Genomic DNA, 17,402 nt, shown 5'->3' with positions numbered 1-17,402 from the left:
ACGATCGATGAACGAAATCATACATGTAGCCGTAGCCGGAGCGAGCGGGAAGATGGGGCGCGAAGTCGTCAAGATGGTGCTGGCCGATCCCGGACTTCGCCTCGTGGCCGCCGTAGCGAGATCGAGCGGCGGGATCGACGCCGGCTTGCTGGTCGGCACGGAGCGCTGCGGAGTAACGGTCTCGACGGATCTCGAGACGGCGCTGGAAGGCGCGGACGCCCACGTCCTGGTCGATTTCACGACGCCTCAATCCGTCATGGCCAACGCCCGCATCGCGATCCGGCACCGCGTCCGGCCCATTCTCGGGACGACCGGATTCGGTCCCGGCGACATCGAAGAGCTGGACAAGCTGTGCAAAGAAAACGGCATCGGCGGCATCATCGCCCCGAACTTCTCGATCGGCGCCATCCTCATGATGCGATTCGCGGCCCAAGCCGCCAAACATATGCCGCACGTCGAAATTATCGAATACCACGGCGACCAGAAGCTGGACGCGCCGTCGGGCACGTCGATCAAAACGGCCGAGCTCATCGCGCAAAACCGTCAGGAGCTCCGCCAAGGCAATCCGAACGAGCACGAGACGATCGAAGGAGCGCGAGGCGGCTATTACAACGGCTTCCGCATCCACAGCGTCCGTCTTCCGGGCGTCTTCGCCCAACAGGAAGTCGTCTTCGGCGGCTTCGGACAAACGCTCAAAATCCGCCACGATTCGTACGACCGCGCGGGGTACATGCCGGGGGTCAACCTGGCGATACATAAAGCGATGGAGCTTCACGGCATCGTCTACGGATTCGAGCATTTCATCGATTGAACGTCCGGTCGTCGGACAAAAGCGCACAGTGGAGGGAACCCCGATGAATATCGCGTTGATCGCGCACGATCGCAAAAAAGAAGAGATGGTCAATTTCGCCATCGCCTACGAGCAAGTGTTCAAGCATCACCAATTGTACGCGACGGGCACGACGGGTACCCGAATCATGGAGGCGACGTCGCTTCAGGTGCACCGGTTTATGTCCGGCCCGCTCGGAGGCGATCAGCAGATCGGAGCGCTCGTCGCCCAAGACCAGATGGATCTGGTCATCTTTTTGCGCGATCCGTTGATGGCCCAGCCGCACGAGCCGGACATTATCGCGCTGCTCCGTCTGTGCGACGTGCAGGGCATTCCGGTGGCGACGAACGTGGCGACCGCGGAGCTGCTCGTCCGTTCGCTGGACCGGGGAGAGTTCGGCTGGCGCGAGCTGGTGCACAAATATAAGCCGGGTGTGATGTAACATGACGGACAACCTCGATATTCTCATATTCGGCGCTCATCCGGACGACGCCGAGATCGGGATGGGCGGCACGATCGCCAAGCATACGGCGGCCGGGGTCCGCGTCGGCATATGCGATTTGACGAGAGCGGAGATGTCGTCCAACGGTACGGTCGAGACGCGCAGCGCGGAGGCCGACGAGGCGTCGCGCTTGCTCGGGCTCGCCGTCCGGACGAACCTGGGACTGCCCGACCGCGGGCTGTATATGACGAAGGAGCACGTGGACGCCGTTACGCTGGCCATACGCAAGCACCGGCCGCGAATCGTATTCGCACCTTATTGGCAGGACCGGCATCCCGATCATGTTGCCTGCAGCCACCTCGTGCAGGAGGCGGCGTTCAACGCGAAGCTTCGCCGGTATTTGCCCGATACGGAGCCCGTCGCCGTCGAGCAGCTTTTCTTTTATTTCATTAACGACGTTTACGAGCCGGACGTCCTGGTGGATGTGACGGAATCGTACGCGCTCAAGACCGCTTCGCTCGAGGCGTACCAAAGCCAGTTCAATCCGGCTTCGGGCGGGAACGGGTATGTGGCGACGCCGCTGAACCAAGGCTATCTGGAACGGGTCGAAGCGAGAGACCGGCTGCTCGGGCAAAAGCGGGCGGTTGGCTACGCCGAAGGGTTCGTGTCCAAGCTGCCGATCGTCGTCAACCTATTTTCCTGAACACCGGAATACAATGGGATACGGACTTATCTTAGGAACGTGAGGAGAGGAGGAACGTTATGGAAGTCGACCGTCTGAAAATCGGGATTACGTGTTACCCGTCGCTTGGCGGATCCGGCGTCGTTGCGACCGAGCTCGGCAAGCTGCTCGCGGAAAAAGGCCACGAGGTGCATTTCATTACGCATAGCGTTCCGTTCCGGCTGGGGAAGTTTCATAAAAACATTTTTTATCACGAAGTCGAAGTGAACGACTATTACGTGTTCAAATATCCGCCGTACGACTTGTCGCTCGCGAGCAAAATGGCGCAAGTGGCCAAAATGGAAAATCTCGACCTGCTCCATGTCCATTATGCGGTGCCGCATGCGGTGTGCGCGTTTTTGGCCAAGGAGATGGTCGGAAGCCAGCTGAAAGTCATTACGACGCTTCACGGCACGGACATTACGGTGCTCGGCCAGGATGAATCGCTGAGCGATCTGATCCGGCTCGCCATCGATCGGAGCGATGCGGTCACGGCCGTGTCGCAGGATTTGATCCGCGAGACGCGCGAGCTGCTCGCGATCGACAAGCCGATCGACCTCGCCTACAATTTCGTGGACAAACGGGTGTACTATCCGCGCGAGGTGACGCAGCTGCGCCGGGATTTTGCGAAGCCGGAGGAGAAGCTGCTCATCCATATTTCGAACTTCCGCCCGGTGAAGCGGGTAAGCGACGTCGTCGACGTGTTTGCGAAGGTGAGCGAGAAGGTGCCGTCGCGCCTGTTGTTCGTTGGCGAAGGTCCGGAGCTGTCGAAGACGATTTGCAAGGTGAAGGAGATGGGACTGACCGAGCGGGTCATTTTCGCCGGCAAGCAGGACGACGTCGCCCAAGTCATTTCGCTCGCCGACGTCATGCTGCTCCCTTCCGAGAAGGAAAGCTTCGGGCTCGTTGCGCTGGAAGCGATGGCGTGCGGCGTCCCGACGGTCGGCTCGAACGCGGGCGGCATCCCGGAGCTGATCACGCATGGCGAAACCGGGTTTTTGGCGCCGACGGGCGACACGCGGCAAATGGCGGACTACGTCGTCCGGCTGCTGACCGATCGGGAGCTGTACGACCGGTTCGTGACGGCTTGTCTGGAGCGCGCGACCAAAACGTTTTGCAACGATTTGATAACGGCGCAATACGAGCAAATTTATTACCGGGTGCTCGGCAGGCAAGTTCCGGAAATCGACTTTAGCGCGATTTGCCAAGCTTAAGCCGCCGATTCCGCGGATAACGATACGGAGTCGAACGATATGTCGGAATCGATAATGATACAGGAAGGGATCCAAGTGCTGCGGCGGCTGGAGGAAGCCGGGTACGAGGCGGTGTTCGTCGGAGGATGCGTGCGCGACCGTCTGCTCGGCCGGCCGCTCAAGGATATCGATATCGCCACGTCGGCGCTGCCGCAGGACGTCGTCCGGCTGTTCCCGCGAACCGCGCCGACAGGGCTCGCGCACGGTACCGTGACGGTCATTATGGAGACGCATACGTTCGAGGTGACGACGTACCGCAAAGAGTCCGAATACGAACAATTTCGCCGGCCGAAGGAAGTCGAGTTCATTTCCGACCTCGATGAAGATTTGCGCCGGCGAGACTTTACGATCAATGCGATGGCGCAAGGGCCCGACGGCTCGTGCATCGATCCGTTCGGCGGACGGGACGATCTGGACAAAGGGATCGTCCGCTGCGTAGGCGACCCGATGGAGCGGTTCCGCGAAGATGCGCTCCGGATGCTGCGCGGGATCCGATTCGCCTGCGAATACGGCTTCGAGCTGGAGGACGGCACGTGGCGGGCGCTCGTCCGCCACGCCCCGCTGCTCGAGCACGTGGCGACGGAGCGGGTGACGGCCGAGCTGGACAGGATGATCGAGGGACGATCGCCGGACCGGGCCGTAGCGCTGCTCGTCGAGAGCGGGCTTCCGCGGCATTTCAAGGAGCCCGTCGAATGGCCTCTTGCCCGCTGGGAACGGGCCCCGGAGGCGACGGAGCGATCGGCGCTGGCCAAGCTGGACGGCGCCGCGCTCCGTTGGGCCGGGCTCTTCATCCTGATGGAATGCGAAGCGGAGCAAGCGCGCGAGGCGATGAAGCGGCTGAAGTTCGCCGGCAAAAAGTCCGACGCCGTATACCGGCTGCTGCGAGCCGACGAATGGATGCGCAGCCGCGCGGACGGCGGGGACAGCCGTACCGGAGTCGAAGCGGAGCCGTCCGTATTCGAGACGGTGGCGCTCGGCGCGGTCGAATTCGGCAGGCCGGTCGTCCGGGAATGGCTGCGGCTAGCCGGCTGGCGTGTCGAGATGATGGGCGACGACGGGCTTCGACGTCTCGCCGCCGAAGGGGCCGCCGAGCTGGAGCGCGTCCCCGTCGACCGGATCGCCGAGCTGGCCGTGAACGGAACCGACTTGACCGGGGCGCTGGACAAGCCCGCCGGACCGTGGCTCGGCCGGCTGCTGTACGAGCTGCTGACGGAAGCGGCTTTGCGGCGGCTCCCGAACGATCGGGACGTGCTGCTGAACGAAGCGAAATCAAGAGCAAAGCGGGAAACGAACTGATGGAACAACGCATACTGGCCTACTTCGAACAACGGCCGAACGAATACGTCTCCGGCGAGCAGCTGAGCGAGCTGCTCGAGTGCAGCCGGACGGCGGTATGGAAACATATTCGCAGCTTGCGCGAGCGCGGCTATACGTTCGAGGCGGTGCCGCGCAAAGGGTATCGGCTGATCGGCGTACCGGACCGGCTGAATGCCGCCGAGCTGCTGGCCGCCTTGCGGACGCGGTCGATGGGGCGGTCGATCAAGCTGTTCGACGCCGTCGAATCGACCCAGACGATCGCCCACAAGCTGGCCGAGCAGGGAGCCGCCGAGGGGACGCTCGTGCTCGCCGAGCAGCAGACGGCGGGACGCGGCCGGATGGGACGCCGCTGGCATTCGCCGAAAGGAAAAGGCGTCTGGATGAGCCTCGTCCTGCGGCCGCAAATTCCGATCCATTTCACCCCGCAGCTGACGCTACTCGTCGCCGTCGCCCTTTGCCGAACCGTGCGGAAGCTCGGACCGGACGTGCCGGTCGCGATCAAATGGCCGAACGATTTGCTGGTGGAAGGGAAAAAAATTAGCGGGATTCTCCTCGAATCGAACGCCGAAGACGAACGGCTCCGGTACGTTATCGCCGGCGTGGGGGTAAGCGTCAACCTGGAAAAGGACGATTATCCGGACGAGCTACGCTCCGTCGCCACGTCGCTGCGGATTGCGTCGGGCCGCGAATGGAGCCGGGCCGAGCTGATCCGGACGTTTCTCGAGCAGTTCGAGGCGCTGTACGAGCTGTACCACGCGGAAGGGTTCGAGCCGATCCGGAGCGCCTGGGAGGCGCAGACGATTTCGATCGGGCGCCCGATTCGGGCGCGAACGCCGAAAGGCGACGTCGAGGGCGTCGCCGAGTCGATCGACGAGATGGGAGCGCTGCTCGTCCGCCAACCGGACGGCGCGATCGTGAAGCTGTACTCCGCGGAATAGGATGAAAAAAGATACAGCTTGCGCGTACGATCTGGTATAATCATGCGTAGAGGCGGTATCCTACGAGGAACTGCACTCGGAACGCACGACCGCAAGCAAGTACGCAAATCGACGAAATTCTGCTCTGAGCCTGAAAGGACCGAGACAGAAAGGAATCTGACGATTCGTTTCCGTTGCATGTCAAGCCCTTTTGGCGACTCGGCCGAAAGGGCTTTGTTGCGTTCTCCGGTTCGCAGGTACCAAACGAAAGCGGGTGGGAACGATGGAACCGAAAAAAATGAGCACGACCCGAATGAAAGCGATGAAAGCGAAAGGCGAACCGATCTCGATGATGACCGCCTACGACTATCCGTCGGCGAAGCTGGCCGAAGAGGCGGGCGTCGATGTCATCCTCGTCGGCGATTCGCTGGGCAACGTCGTAGCCGGACACGAATCGACGCTTCCGGTTACGCTGGACGACATGATTTATCATACGAAGGCGGTCACCCGTGCCGTTACCGTGCCGCTCGTCGTCTCCGACATGCCGTTCATGACGTATCACGGCTCGATCGACGCGACGCTGGCCGGCGTCGGCCGCTTGATGCGGGAAGGGCTGGCCAAGGCGGTGAAGCTGGAAGGCGGCGCGGAAATCGCCCCGACGGTCGAAGCGATCGTCAAGGCGGGCGTTCCCGTCATGGGACATATCGGGCTGACGCCCCAGTCGGTGTACCAAATCGGCGGCTACAAGGTGCAGGGGAAGAATTCCGCTTCGGCGCGAAAGCTGCTGGACGACGCGAAAGCGCTGGAGCAAGCGGGCGCGTTCGCCGTCGTGCTGGAGCTCGTCACCGACGAGCTGTCGCAGCAGATTACGAAGGAGCTTGCGATTCCGACGATCGGCATCGGCGCCGGTCCGCATTGCGACGGCCAAGTGCTCGTCTTTCACGATTTGCTTCAATACGCGTCGCCCGTCGTTCCCAAAAAGTTCGTCAAGACGTATGCGAACATTGGGGACGCTATACGTAACGGCATCGCTCAATATGTCAAAGAAGTGAAAAGCCGCAGCTTCCCGGCGCAGGAGCATACGTTCCACGCCGACCTGGAAATCGCCGGCCATTTGTACGGCGGCCGTGTCGACGGCGAATGAAGCGTCGTTCGAAGGGGAGAGGAGAATGAGCATGGAAATCGTCGGGACGATTCAAGAATTGCGAGAGAAGCTGCGGCAGGCGCGGCGAGACATCGAGCGGACGAAGCCGCAGTCGACGGTCGGCTTTATGCCGACGCTCGGCTATATGCACGAAGGGCATCTGAGTCTGATCCGGAAAGCGCGGGAAGAAAACGACATCGTCGTCATCAGCATTTTCGTCAATCCGCTCCAATTCGGGCAAAACGAAGATTTCGACAAATACCCTCGGGATCCCGAGCGCGATGCGCGGCTTGCCGCGGAAGCGGGAGCCGATTTCGTCTTCGTGCCGAGCGTTGCCGAGATGTATCCGTCGCCGACGAAAACGACCGTCGTCGTCCGGGACCTTACGGACGTGCTGTGCGGGGCGTCGCGCCCCGGTCATTTCGAAGGCGTCGCGACCGTCGTGACGAAGCTGTTCAACATCGTTCAGCCGGACCGGGCGTACTTCGGCATGAAGGATGCGCAGCAGGTCGCCGTCATCGAGCGGTTCGTCGCGGACTTGAACATGCCGGTGCGCATCGTCCGCTGCGAGACGCTGCGCGAGCCGGACGGCTTGGCGATGAGCTCGCGCAACGTCTACTTGAGCGAGGAGGAGCGCCGGCAGGCGCTCGTCCTGTCGCAATCGCTCCGGAACGTCGAACGGTGGGTCGCGGAAGAAGGAATGACGATCGAGGGATTGCACCGGCGAATTCGGGAAACGATCGAATCGGCGCCGCTGGCCCGAATCGATTATGTCGACATTCGCACGTACCCGGACATGGAGCCCGTCTTATCGCTTGACGAGTGGAACGGCGGCAAGCCGATTTTGGTCGCCTTGGCCGTCAAGTTCGGCCAAACCCGTCTGATCGACAATCGGCTATTTTTCGCCTGAGGAGGGATTCGCATGTTTTTGACGATGATGAAATCGAAAATTCACCGCGCGACCGTCACGGAAGCGAACTTGAATTACGTCGGCAGCATTACGATCGACGAAGATCTGATGGATTTGGTCGAGATTTTGCCTAATGAAAAAGTGCAAGTTGTAGATAATAACAACGGAGCCCGTCTCGAAACGTACGTCATTCCGGGGCCGAGAGGGTCCGGCGTCATTTGCCTGAACGGCGCGGCCGCCCGGCTCGTCCATCCCGGGGATACCGTCATTATCATCTCTTATGCCATGATGACGCACGAAGAGGCGAAGGCTCACAAGCCGCGTATCGCCATCATGGGTGCCGACAACCGGGTCATCGACACGGTCAACGTCGAGACGCATTCCACCATTTTATAAGCCCGCTCGTCTATACAGCACCGCGATTTCTCAGCTAAGGTGGGATCAGGTCATGTTGAAACAGTTGTTCGCCTCGATGCACGACGTGCTGGACGAATGTATCAAGCAATATCCGTCGGCGGACGTCATGAGGAAGCAGGATCTGCACAAGAAGCTGGAAGTGTTGAAAACGATGAGCGATTCGTTCATCGAGGAGTGGCTGAATTTCGAGGAGAAAATGTCCCGGTTTCTCGAGACGGTTCCGAAAGGCATCGACTGGAACGGGTTTCCCGCCGATTTGTCCGGGCAGCCGCCGGAGACGAGCTTATCGTCGGAGTCGTTCAAGAAAGGGCAAGGCTATTTTCAACTGCTTATGTACGACAATGCGATTCGCGAGTTCGAGAAGGTCGTCAAGCAGCATCCCGACTTCATGCTCGGACGGCTTTACTTGGCGATGGGCCATATGCGCAAAGGCAACGATGCGGAAGCGTACCGTCATTTCCGGTTTATTACCTCGTTGACCGACCATGCGCAGATGAAGGCCATCTCCTTCAACGCAATGGGATGCATTCAAGCGAAAAACGCCAATCTGGAGCAGGCGCAGCAGCTGTTCAAGCTCGCCTACATGGCCGATCCGACGTGCGTCGAGCCGATGATCAATATGGGCATCTGCATGTCCCACAACGGCGACACGGGGGCCGGACAAGGATTTATCCATTAAACGGTTTTCATTCTTCCCTTCCCTTTTCGGTTTCGAATTTGGTATGCTAAGAAGGAATCGCGAAGAAGGGATGGAACGACACCGGATGAAATATGCGGTTATCGATTTTGAAACAACGGGAGACCAACCTTCGGATGATATCATACAGGTTGGTCTTGTTGTTATAGAAGAAGGAACGATTACCCGGCGTTTCGCCTCCCTCGTCAAGCCGAGCAAACCGATTCCCGAATTTATCGTGCAGCTGACGGGCATTACCGACGAGATGGTGGCGGAAGCGCCGGCCATCGAGGACGTCTTGTCCGACATGCTTCCGCTTCTGGCCGACAGTGCGCTAGTCGCGCACAACGCCGGCTTCGATCATATGTTTTTGCGCTACGCGTGCGAGAAGAGCGGTTATTTGCCGTTCGACGGACGCGTGCTCGATACGATACCCGTGCTGCGCATGCTGTTCCCGACCTTGACGAGCCTTCAGCTGTCGATGGTGACGCAAGCGTTCGGCATCGAACACGATCGCCCCCACCAGGCGGATAGCGACGCCGAGGCGACGGCGCTCGTCTGGCTTCGCTGCCTCGAACGGTTCGATTCGCTGCCCCTGTTGACCGTACAAAAGCTGGCGCAGCTGTTCGAGAACGATCCGGGCGATCTCGGCTGGTTTTTGCAGGAGATGCGGCTGCGCAAAGAGATCGACGTCGGACTCGATCCCGACACGCATCGGTATTTTCGCCAATACGTGCTGAACGTGAACGATTGGGAGCAGGAGAAGCCGGCGCGCGAGGACGAGGACGGGGAAGCGGATAGCGGGATCGGCGCCTTCGAGCCGTTTTACGGGAAGATCAAGCAAAATTTGCGCGAGAAGTTCGACATCTTCGAGGAGCGCGAAGCGCAGGAGCAAATGATCCGGGAAGTCGAAGCCTCGTTCGCGTCCGACCGGCACTTGATGGTCGAAGCGGGGACCGGTACGGGCAAATCGCTCGGCTACCTGATTCCGTCGCTGTATCACGGGGTCAAGGAAAATAAAAAGGTGATCGTCAGCACGCACACGATCAATTTGCAGGAGCAGCTGCGGCAGCGCGACGTTCCGCTGCTGCAGGACATATTCCCCGTTCCGTTTCGGGCGGCCGTTCTGAAGGGACGAAGCCATTACTTATGCTTGCGCAAATTCGAGCAAAAGCTGTACAACCGCGACTTCGCCAGCGAAAAGGACGATCGCGTTACGGCCGCCCAAATGGTCGTCTGGCTGAGCGAGACGGAGCACGGGGACGACGAGGAGCTGTACTTCGCGAACCGCGGAGCCGAATTTTGGAGCACGGTGGCGAGCGATACGGATTCGTGCTTGAACCGGATGTGTCCTTGGTATAAAAAATGTTTTTATCACCGGGCCCGCCACGAAGCGAACATCGCCGACGTCGTCATTACGAACCACTCGCTGCTGTTCACCGATATTCAAGCGGAGAACCGGCTGCTGCCGGCCTACAAGCAGCTTGTCATCGACGAGGCGCACCATTTCGAGGAAGTGGCCAGCAAGCATTTGGGCATGGATTTGCACTATGCGTCCATGCTGAATACGCTGCTGTGGATGTATAAGGACGCCAAGACCGGCCAGCTTCCTTCGCTTCAATTCCGGCTCGACCGGGGCGCGGAGGAGAAGGCGTCGGAATGGAACGAAACGATCGAATCGGTATATCCGCGCATCGTCCGGATCAAGGAAGAATGGGATAAGCTGACCGAGCTGCTGTACCTGCTCGTCTCCGAACGGAACGACGCGGCGGGCGGCGAAAGCGGGCAGTACGTGCTGCGGCTGAAGCCGGAATCGCTTCCGAAGCATTGGGAGCCGCTGCTCGTCATCGAGGAGAACATCTATCTGGAAACGTCCGAAATCGCGAAAAAGCTGGAACGGCTCGTCTCCGAGCTGAAGGAGGAATCGGACGAATTCACGACGAGCAGCGTGCTGACCGACTTGTCGGGATCGGTGAAGCAGCTCGTCCGCCAGCGCGACATTTTGCGCTTCTTCCTGCGCATGTCCGATCCGAACTACGTCTACTGGATCGAGGCGTCGCCGTTTTACAAGAGCAAATCGGTGCAGCTGTTCGCCGTCCCGCTCGACGTCAGCCAGCTGCTGAAGCAGTTTTTCTTCGATACGAAGGACAGCGTCGTCTTGACTTCGGCTACGCTTACGGTGAACAAGTCGTTCCAATACAGCGCGGCGCAGCTCGGCTTGCAGCCGATTTCCGACGAGACGAAGGTGAAGACGGTACAGCTGCCGTCGCCGTTTCAATACCGGCGGCAGGCGCTCGTGCTCATTCCGAGAGATTTCCCGAGCGTCAAAGGAGCGACGGCCGACGCCGCCTTCATCGATGCGCTGGTCGGCTCGCTCGCCGACGTCGCCGTCGAGACGAAAGGCCGGATGCTCGTCCTGTTTACATCGCATCGGATGCTCAAGCAAATTCATCCCGAGCTGAAGGAGAAGCTGAAGCCGCACGCGATCCAAGTGCTCGGACAGGGCGTCGACAGCGGCAACCGGAGCAAGCTGATCCGCTTGTTCCGGTCGCAGTCGGCAAGCGTCCTGCTCGGGACGAGCAGCTTCTGGGAGGGCGTCGACATTCCGGGCGAGGCGCTCACCTGTCTCGCGATCGTCCGCCTGCCGTTCCAGCCTCCGAACCATCCGCTCGTCGAGGCGAAGAGCGAGCAGCTGAAGAAAAGCAACCTCAATCCGTTTACCGCGCTGTCGGTGCCGCAGGCGGTCATCCGGTTCAAGCAAGGGTTCGGGCGTCTCGTTCGGACGGCGCAGGACCGCGGCGTCGTCGTCATTTACGATACGCGGGTGCTGGAAACGTCGTACGGACGCAACTTCCTGTATTCGCTGCCCGGACCGAAAATCGAGCATTTGAGCACGCAGCATCTCGTATCGCGAATTTCCGATTGGATGGGAGGGGAGAACGGATGAAGACGCCGAAAATTTCCGAGGCGGTCGTTCGCCGCCTTCCGGTTTATTTGCGCTTTTTGAACGAATTGAGCCGTCGCAACGTACAGATGGTATCGTCGCAGGACTTGGGACAAAAGCTCGACTTGAATCCGGCGCAAATTCGCAAAGATTTGGCTTACTTCGGCGAGTTCGGCAAGAAGGGAATCGGATACGACGTCGGCTACTTGATCGAAAAAATTCGGCAAATCTTGAAGCTCGACCAGCTTATCCCGGTCGCTCTCGTCGGCGCCGGCAACCTGGGAAGGGCGTTGTGCAATTATAACGCGTATCTTCGCGACAATATGAAAATCGTCGCCGTATTCGACAGCTCCCCGGAAAAAATCGGGGTACAGATCAACAATTTGACCGTTCTGCCGATGTCCGCTCTCGTCGAGACGATCCGGGAGCTGAAGGTGCGCATCGGCATCATTACGGTGCCGGCGTTCGAAGCGCAGGTCGTCGCCAACCAGTTCGTCGAAGCGGGCGTGGAGGCGATACTGAACTTCGCTCCGGTCATCATCAAGGTGCCGAGCGAGATTCGCGTCCATCATGCGGACTTTACGACCGAGCTGCAAAGTCTCGCCTACTATTTATAAACCGGAAGCGCGGCGGGGATTCGTTCCCCGCCGTTTTTTTTCCAATGGAGGGAACGGGATGAGGCGAAAAGCGATTGTCATCGGTGCTGGGATCGGCGGCTTGAGCGCGGCGATCGCGTTGCGGGAGGCCGGCTGGGACGTCGACGTGTTCGACAAAGCGTCCGTCTCGGCGGACAACGGGGCCGGCATCGTCTTGGCGGCCAACGCGATGAAGGCGCTGGCGAAGCTCGGCGCGGCGGAAGCCGTAGCCGAGCGGGGAGCCGCCGTCGGCAAAGCCGAAATCCGTACATGGGACGGCAAGCTGCTCGTCGAGCTGCCGGCCTTGCGGCAAGCGGCCCGGTACGGGACGCACAGCTACTTGATTCACCGGGCGGAGCTGCGTTCGATTTTGCTTCGGCGTTGGGCGGAGGCGGGCGGAAGCGAGGTCCGGACGGAAAAGGAGCTTGCGGCGATCGAGCAGGATGCGCGGACGGTTGCCGCATTGTTCCATGACGGCACGCGCGTAGAGGGCCACGTGCTCGTCGGAGCGGACGGCGTCCGGTCGGCGGCGAGGGAACGGCTCGTCGGGCCGGAGCCGCTCCGGTACGGCGGATTTACCGCGCTGCGCGGCCTATGCGAATACGCCGACGAACGATACGCCGTCGAGGACGGCGGAGGCTTCGAAGCGCTGGGCCCGGGCCGAAGGTTCGGCTTTTCCCACCTCGGCGGCGGGCGCGTCTTTTGGTTTGCCGCCATTAACGCGCCGCCGGGTGACCGGCTGTCGCCGAAGGAGCGCAAGGAAGCGGCACAGCGCCACTTTCGCGGCTGGTATGAGCCGGTCCGGGCCGTTATCGACGCGACCGCGGAATCGGCCATATTGGCGCACGACCTGTTCGATCGAAAGCCGCTGACCCGTTGGTCGTACGGCCGTGCGACGCTGCTCGGCGACGCGGCGCACCCGATGATGCCGAACTTGGGGCAAGGCGGCGCGCAAGCGCTCGAGGACGCGATCGTGCTGGCGCGAAGCCTGCGGCCGGAAACGGCGGACGTCGCCAAAGCGCTGCAAGCGTACGAGCGGGCCCGGATCCCGCGCACGACCGCGATCGTCAAGCAGTCGCGACGAATGGGCAAGCTGATGCAGCTGGAGAACGGAATCGCCATCGCCGTCCGGAATTGGATGCTGCGGACCGTTCCGCCGGCCGTGCTGGCGAGTCGGCTGGACGGCATCGTCGGAGCGGACGTCGATTGAAGGAGAAGCGCTCAGAGCAACATGCGGGCTGCCGCCATGCCAATCGCCCCGACGACGACAGTCGCGGATAAGCTTTTCGTGCGAATCGCCGTGAGAAAAGTCGGGATCAAGACGACGACGACCGTCCAGTCGATCGCAACCGTCCCTTGTCCCGATTCGAGAAGCGCACTCTCGACGACGAGCGCGGTCAAAATGCAGACCGGAATGTAGGACAGCCACTTCAGCACGAAAGGCGGCAGCCGGACGGTGCGGACGAGCAAAAAGGGAAGGACGCGAGGCAAAAGCGTTACGAATGCGCATCCCGCAATCAGCCCGATCATCGATAAGGTCGTATTCATCGTTCGGTCACCGCCCCGATGGTCGCGACGACGACCGTCGACAGCAGCACGGCGACGTACGACGGTACGAACAGGCTGAACACGATCATGGCGATGACCATGTAAAGTACGACGGACAACCAATGCGTCCACTTGGATTTCTCCACGCTTTGGAGCTGAAGCACGAGCAGGGCGGCGAACATTGCGACGAGCGCGAAATCGAGCCCGAACCGTTCGGGCTCGGCGATCCAATGGCCGAATACCGCACCCAGCGTGCAGGAGGCGATCCAGGACAGGTAGGCGGTCACGTTCAGGCCGTTCATCCATCTGTCGCTTAAACGGCCTTGCTCCGCGATCCGGCTGGCCGCCACGCCGAACGTTTCGTCGGTGAGCAAACTGCCGAAGCCGACGTTTTGAAGCAGCGAATAGTGCGTCAAGTAAGGCGCAACGGTCAGGCTGAGCAGGAAATGTCTCAGGTTCACGACGAAAGTGGTCAAAATGATGGCCGATGCCGGGCTCCCCGCGGCCAGAAGGGCGCAAAAAATAAACTGGGCCGATCCGGCGTAGACGAGAACGGACAGCAAGGCGACTTCGAGCATCGAGAGGCCGGACGAGACGCCTACGATGCCGAAAGCGAACCCGATGCTCGCATACCCGAGCAGCGTCGGTACGCAGTCTCTGATGCCTTGCCCGAACGTATCCGCACGTCTCGCCGGGCGAGCTTCGCGCCATGTTTCGTTCATAAGCGATCCCTCGTTATCAGATAATGGTAAAGGGCGGACAATCGGAAATTCAAAAACTGACGTCCGTTATAACGTACATTTATTATAATATAACGGCTGAGAACAAAGTCAATCGCGGATTGGACAAAAGGAACGCAATCGGTTATTCTTATACATAGTAATCCTATGCATAGTTATTCTAGGTATTATATCATGGAAGGAGGATGGACTTGAACAAAGAGCTGTTGAAAGGAAGCACGGGAACGATGCTGCTGTCGTTGTTGAATCGCGGCGACCTGTACGGCTACGAGATGCTGAAGGAGCTCGAGCGAAAGTCCGGAGGGGCGTTCGCCTTGAAGGAGGGCACGTTGTATCCGATCTTGCACGCCATGGAAGCAGAGGGCTGGGTGGAGGCGTATTGGAGCGAGGCCAATGGCCGGAAGCGCAAATATTACCGGATTACCGACGACGGGCGGAGCCTCCTGAAGGAGAAAAAACGGGAGTGGTCCGAGTTCCGGAACGCGGTTGACCTTGTATTGAGGGAGGGAAGGACATGATCCGCGATCATGAATCGGTCAGAGGCTTTCTGCAAGCCGTCTGCTCGCAAATCAAGGCGAAAGCGATGCACGACGACATTCGCCGGGAGCTCGAAGGCCATATCGAAGAGCTTGTGGCGGAGCGGGAGGCATTCGGCGACAGCCGGGACGAGGCGATTCGTCACGCGATCGCCTGTATGGGGGACCCTGTCGACATCGGCAAACAGATGCATCGCATTCATCGACCCCGAATGAACGGAGGGTTGCTCGCCGCCGTTTCGGCGATTACCGGGTTCGGTTTGTTCGCCATCTACGCGGTCGGACTCAGCATGCGCTATAACCGTCCGGAGCTCGTAGACAGTCTGTTTTCCCACAAGTTCGTTTCCGTTATCGTAGGCTTCGCTCTCCTGTTGACGCTTTCCTTTCTTCCTTATCGGAAGCTGTCGTCCTATTCCTGGGCGATTTATGCGTTGGCGGTGGGCGGATTGATCGTATGCCGTCCGTTCGGGGTGACGGTAAACGGAAGCCCTTCCTACTTCGCGTTCGGAAGCTTCGGGGTCGATTGGGCTTGGTTCGCCACCTACCTGCTCTTGGTCGCGGCGGCGGGTTTGTTGATGGAATGGCGGGACAAGCCGAGGTTTTGGACGACGACCGGAATCGCGCTGGTGGTCGTGCCCACGCTCTTATTCGCCGGCTTGTCCCGGCTGCCCTGCTTGGCTTTGTATTTGACCGTCTATACGATTCTGTGCGCGGCGGCAACGAAAAGCCGGTGGAAGGCGATCGGACAAACGCTGCTTTTCCCGGCCTTCATGCTTGCGGTCGCTCTCCCGAATCGAGCCGATTGGTTGACCCGGCTGACGGCGTTTCTTTATCCCGACCGGGACCCGCTTGGCGCAGGCTACATGAACGTCCAGCTGGAAAAGTCGATTCGAGCCGCAGGCTGGTTCGGAAACGGGTTTGCCGTACCGGTGCCGAATGTACCGGACATCCACGGGGATTACATATTCGCTTATTTGGTCTATAGTTTCGGCTGGGCGGCCGGTATCGCTTTGGCGGGCGGCTTCGCTTTGTTGTGCTGGTGGATGATCCGTTCTGCCCGACGAATCCGGGACGGATACGGCCGGCTGCTCGTGACCGCGGCGGCCGCCTTGCTCGGCATCCAGACCGGGTACAACCTGCTCATGTCTTTGGGAGCCGTGCCGATCGTCGGGATTCCGCTTCCCTTTGTCAGCTACGGGTTCAGCCACCTCGTGCTGGAGCTGTCGGCCATAGGACTGTCGCTTGCCGTCTTTCGTACCAAAACGGTGGCGCCGGCCGAAAACGGTCTGCGCACCTGAAGGGCCGACAAGACGAAAAAGGCTGCCCGCCGGTCTGAGACGACCGATGGACAGCCTGCTTCGTTTTTCAGAACAAATCGAATATGAGCTTGTACAGCAAGAAAGCGAGCACCATACTGATCGGGATCGTAATGATCCAAGTGATGACCATCCGACCGACCGTACCCCATTTGACGTCCTTGAAGCGGATGACGCTGCCGGTACCGATGATCGACGACGTAATGACGTGCGTCGTGGACAAAGGTTGTCCGATATGTGTCGACGTCTGAATAATGATCGAGGACGTCAAGTCGGACGCGAATCCGTTGACCGGCTCGATTTTCATAATCTTTTTGCTGACGGTCTTAATGATTTTCCAGCCGCCGATCGAGGTGCCGAGACCCATCGCCGCCGCAGCCGAAATTTTTACCCATAACGGAACGTCCAGCCCCGTCTGATACTCCCCGGCGACGAGGGCGAAGACGATGATGCCCATCGCCTTCTGCGCGTCGTTGCCTCCGTGGGAAAACGACAGCAGGCCGGCGGAGACGATCTGGAACGAGCGAAACACCCGGTTCAGCTTCGAGCGGGAACGGTTGCCCCCGAGCAAAATGGCATACTTGATAATGCCCATGACGAGAAAACCGACCGCGAACGCGATGATGGGGGACAAAATCAAAATGTAGATGATTTGCAGAAAGCCGCCCCAATTGAGCGAATCGGTTCCCGCTCCGGCGATAACGGCACCGGCCAAGGCGCCGATCAACGTATGGGAGGACGACGACGGAATACCGTAATACCAGGTGAGCAAATTCCAGAAGATGGCCGCGATCAGGGCGGCGATGACGACCTGGATGCCGTTGTCGATTTGCGCCGGGTTGGCGATTTTGCCGCCGACGGTTTTCGCTACCTCCGACGAGAGGATGGCGCCGACGAAATTGAGCACCGCCGCGTACAAAACCGCGAAGCGGGGGGACATCGCCCTCGTCGAGATCGAAGTGGCGATCGCGTTCGCCGTATCGTGGAAGCCGTTGATGAAATCGAACAACAGCGCCAAGAAGACGATAAAGATGATCAGAGTAAGCATGATGGTCTC

18 protein-coding genes are annotated in these 17,402 nt (G+C 59.9%); 15 read left to right on the top strand and 3 right to left on the bottom strand.

From position 1 onward, the window contains the following. Nucleotides 1-7: 7 nt before the first annotated feature. From dapB to DLM86_RS10025, 13 genes are all read left to right on the top strand, one after another. Nucleotides 8-811 carry a 4-hydroxy-tetrahydrodipicolinate reductase gene (dapB, locus tag DLM86_RS10085; RefSeq protein ID WP_110839885.1) on the top strand — a complete coding sequence of 268 codons (804 nt, stop codon included), beginning with the start codon at nucleotides 8-10 and terminating at the stop codon, nucleotides 809-811. Between the two features lie 43 nt (nucleotides 812-854). After that, a complete protein-coding gene (locus DLM86_RS10080) occupies nucleotides 855-1,271 on the top strand; it encodes a methylglyoxal synthase (RefSeq protein ID WP_110839884.1) in 417 nt (138 codons plus the stop codon). A gap of 1 nt (nucleotide 1,272) precedes the next feature. Beyond that, a complete protein-coding gene (bshB1, locus tag DLM86_RS10075; RefSeq protein ID WP_110839883.1) occupies nucleotides 1,273-1,974 on the top strand; it encodes a bacillithiol biosynthesis deacetylase BshB1 in 702 nt (233 codons plus the stop codon). Between the two features lie 59 nt (nucleotides 1,975-2,033). Continuing rightward, nucleotides 2,034-3,206, top strand: coding sequence for an N-acetyl-alpha-D-glucosaminyl L-malate synthase BshA (bshA, locus tag DLM86_RS10070; protein WP_110839882.1), 1,173 nt, complete (start codon nucleotides 2,034-2,036; stop codon nucleotides 3,204-3,206). Nucleotides 3,207-3,245: 39 nt separating this feature from the next. Beyond that, nucleotides 3,246-4,541 carry a CCA tRNA nucleotidyltransferase gene (locus tag DLM86_RS10065; protein WP_110839881.1) on the top strand — a complete coding sequence of 432 codons (1,296 nt, stop codon included), beginning with the start codon at nucleotides 3,246-3,248 and terminating at the stop codon, nucleotides 4,539-4,541. After that, nucleotides 4,541-5,500, top strand: coding sequence for a biotin--[acetyl-CoA-carboxylase] ligase (locus tag DLM86_RS10060; RefSeq protein ID WP_110839880.1), 960 nt, complete (start codon nucleotides 4,541-4,543; stop codon nucleotides 5,498-5,500). The genes DLM86_RS10065 and DLM86_RS10060 overlap by 1 nt, the downstream gene beginning before the upstream one ends. 262 nt (nucleotides 5,501-5,762) lie before the next feature. Then, nucleotides 5,763-6,623, top strand: a complete 861-nt coding sequence (gene panB, locus DLM86_RS10055; protein WP_110839879.1) for a 3-methyl-2-oxobutanoate hydroxymethyltransferase — start codon at nucleotides 5,763-5,765, stop codon at nucleotides 6,621-6,623. 31 nt (nucleotides 6,624-6,654) lie between these two features. Then, entirely contained in the window at nucleotides 6,655-7,533 is an 879-nt protein-coding gene (gene panC / locus DLM86_RS10050; RefSeq protein ID WP_110840237.1) for a pantoate--beta-alanine ligase, read from the top strand. Nucleotides 7,534-7,545: 12 nt separating this feature from the next. Continuing rightward, a complete protein-coding gene (gene panD, locus DLM86_RS10045; RefSeq protein ID WP_110839878.1) occupies nucleotides 7,546-7,929 on the top strand; it encodes an aspartate 1-decarboxylase in 384 nt (127 codons plus the stop codon). Nucleotides 7,930-7,981: 52 nt separating this feature from the next. Further along, nucleotides 7,982-8,629: a tetratricopeptide repeat protein gene (locus tag DLM86_RS10040; RefSeq protein ID WP_110839877.1), complete on the top strand. Its 648-nt coding sequence runs from the start codon at nucleotides 7,982-7,984 to the stop codon at nucleotides 8,627-8,629. Between the two features lie 85 nt (nucleotides 8,630-8,714). Beyond that, on the top strand, nucleotides 8,715-11,573 hold the full coding sequence (dinG, locus tag DLM86_RS10035; RefSeq protein ID WP_110840236.1) for an ATP-dependent DNA helicase DinG: 2,859 nt from the start codon (nucleotides 8,715-8,717) through the stop codon (nucleotides 11,571-11,573). Beyond that, the gene (locus DLM86_RS10030; RefSeq protein ID WP_110839876.1) at nucleotides 11,570-12,187 is read left to right on the top strand and encodes a redox-sensing transcriptional repressor Rex; all 618 of its coding nucleotides are present in this window, start codon (nucleotides 11,570-11,572) and stop codon (nucleotides 12,185-12,187) included. Before dinG ends, DLM86_RS10030 begins: the two co-directional genes overlap by 4 nt. Nucleotides 12,188-12,245: 58 nt before the next feature. Beyond that, entirely contained in the window at nucleotides 12,246-13,415 is a 1,170-nt protein-coding gene (locus DLM86_RS10025) for an FAD-dependent monooxygenase (RefSeq protein WP_110839875.1), read from the top strand. A gap of 11 nt (nucleotides 13,416-13,426) precedes the next feature. Here DLM86_RS10025 and DLM86_RS10020 read toward each other — a convergent pair whose 3' ends face one another. Together DLM86_RS10020 and DLM86_RS10015 are read right to left on the bottom strand one after the other, a co-directional pair. Continuing rightward, nucleotides 13,427-13,753: an AzlD domain-containing protein gene (locus tag DLM86_RS10020; RefSeq protein ID WP_110839874.1), complete on the bottom strand. Its 327-nt coding sequence runs from the start codon at nucleotides 13,751-13,753 to the stop codon at nucleotides 13,427-13,429. Then, a complete protein-coding gene (locus DLM86_RS10015) occupies nucleotides 13,750-14,475 on the bottom strand; it encodes an AzlC family ABC transporter permease (RefSeq protein ID WP_110839873.1) in 726 nt (241 codons plus the stop codon). Before DLM86_RS10015 ends, DLM86_RS10020 begins: the two co-directional genes overlap by 4 nt. Nucleotides 14,476-14,678: 203 nt before the next feature. Here DLM86_RS10015 and DLM86_RS10010 point away from each other — a divergent pair, with 203 nt between their 5' ends. Both DLM86_RS10010 and DLM86_RS10005 read left to right on the top strand, forming a co-directional pair. After that, nucleotides 14,679-15,011, top strand: coding sequence for a PadR family transcriptional regulator (locus tag DLM86_RS10010; RefSeq protein ID WP_110839872.1), 333 nt, complete (start codon nucleotides 14,679-14,681; stop codon nucleotides 15,009-15,011). Then, nucleotides 15,008-16,327: an FtsW/RodA/SpoVE family cell cycle protein gene (locus tag DLM86_RS10005; RefSeq protein ID WP_110839871.1), complete on the top strand. Its 1,320-nt coding sequence runs from the start codon at nucleotides 15,008-15,010 to the stop codon at nucleotides 16,325-16,327. The genes DLM86_RS10010 and DLM86_RS10005 overlap by 4 nt, the downstream gene beginning before the upstream one ends. Before the next feature lie 67 nt (nucleotides 16,328-16,394). Here DLM86_RS10005 and DLM86_RS10000 read toward each other — a convergent pair whose 3' ends face one another. Continuing rightward, entirely contained in the window at nucleotides 16,395-17,393 is a 999-nt protein-coding gene (locus DLM86_RS10000) for an inorganic phosphate transporter (protein ID WP_110839870.1), read from the bottom strand. Nucleotides 17,394-17,402: the final 9 nt, after the last annotated feature.

Source organism: Paenibacillus flagellatus (assembly GCF_003217775.1).
Lineage (GTDB): Bacteria > Bacillota > Bacilli > Paenibacillales > NBRC-103111 > Paenibacillus_AB > Paenibacillus_AB flagellatus.
The sequence above is the reverse complement of the archived record's forward strand: the minus strand, read 5'-3'. Positions and strand labels throughout refer to the sequence as shown.